This is a genomic window from Paracoccus sp. KR1-242, assembly GCF_049446195.1.
In the GTDB taxonomy this organism is placed as follows: domain Bacteria; phylum Pseudomonadota; class Alphaproteobacteria; order Rhodobacterales; family Rhodobacteraceae; genus Paracoccus; species Paracoccus broussonetiae.
Genome location: NZ_JBMSED010000031.1, coordinates 1 through 1,498, shown reverse-complemented (window position 1 = coordinate 1,498; position 1,498 = coordinate 1). Strand labels below are relative to the sequence as shown.

General features: G+C 68.5%; 1 protein-coding gene. It reads left to right on the top strand.

Annotated elements, in window-relative coordinates; genetic code table 11:
• Positions 1–1,413 (top strand): xanthine dehydrogenase small subunit (gene xdhA / locus ACO2Q4_RS23580; RefSeq protein ID WP_395135967.1); only part of this gene is annotated, 1,413 nt, incomplete at its 5' end.
• Positions 1,414–1,498: the final 85 nt, after the last annotated feature.

Here is a 1,498-nt window from a genome sequence, read left to right as displayed (position 1 = left end):
ACCGAGATCAGCCTGAGCGCGGCGGGATCTCGGGATACGTTACTTGACTATCTTCGCCTGAGCCGCCGGCTGACGGGGACGAAGGAGGGTTGTGCCGAGGGTGATTGCGGCGCCTGCACGGTTCTGGTGGGTCGTCTGCATCACGGGCATCTGCATTACGAGCCGGTGAATGCCTGCATCCGGTTCCTGGCCTCGTGCCACGGCTGCCACATCGTCACGGTCGAGCATCTGCGCGGTCCGGATGGCGGGCTGCACCCGGTTCAGGCGGCGATGGTCGAACATCACGGCAGCCAGTGCGGCTTCTGCACGCCGGGCTTCGTCATGGCGCTTTACGGGCTGTGGATGCAGAACCCGCGCCCGGACATGCTGGCGATCGAGACCGCGCTGCAGGGCAACCTGTGCCGCTGCACCGGCTATGAGCCGATCGTGAAGGCGGCCTTTGCCGCCAGCGAGGCGGGCGGGCAGAACATGGACGCGCTGGCGCTGGAACGCGACCGGGTCACCGCCTGGCTGGCCGCCCTCCCGCGCGAACGGGTCGAGGTCTCGCAGGGCGGCGACCGCGCCATCCTGCCGGCGGATGCGGCCGATCTGGCGCAGGTCCTGGCCGAGAACCCCAATGCCACCATCGTCGCCGGGGCCACCGATGTGGGCCTGTGGGTCACGAAATTCCTGAAGAACATCTCGCCCGCGGTGTTCATCGGCCACCTGGCCGACCTGAAGCGGATCGAGATCACGCCGGGCCGCATCAGCATCGGCGCGGGCGTGACCTATACCGAGTTCGAGCCCTTCGTGCTGGCCCATTTCCCCGAGGCGCTGGATTACTGGCGGCGCATCGGCGGCTGGCAGGTCCGGAACGCCGGCACCATCGGCGGCAATGTCGCCAACGGCTCGCCCATCGGCGAGACCCCGCCCTTGCTGATCGCGCTTGGCGCCACGATGACGCTGCGCAGCGCCGAGGGCACGCGCGAGATCCCGGTCGAGGATTACTTCATCGCCTATGGCAAGCAGGACCGCCGCCCCGGCGAATTCGTCGAGACCATCCATGTGCCGCTGAAGGGCGAGGCCCGCATCGCCGCCTACAAGGTCTCGAAACGCCACCATGCCGACATCACCGCCTCGGCCGCGGCCTTCCGGGTGGTGACCGAGGGCGCGACGATCATCGACGCCCGCGTGGCCTTTGGCGGCATGGCCGCGACCCCGAAACGCGCCACCCGCGCCGAGGCCGCGCTGAAGGGCCAGCCCTTTGCCGCCGAGACCTTCGAGGCCGCTGCCCTTGCCGTCGCGGACGATTTCCAGCCGCTCAGCGACTGGCGCGCCAGCGCCGAATACCGCCAGCAACTCGCCGCCAATTTCTTCCGCCGCTTCTGGCTGGAACAGTCGGGCGCGGAACACCGCCTGAGGAGGGTGGAATGAAACAGGACGTCATCGTCAAGGGCGCCGCCCACAGCTCGATCATCCACGACTCGGCCGTGAAGCACGTGACCGGCCGGGCCGATTA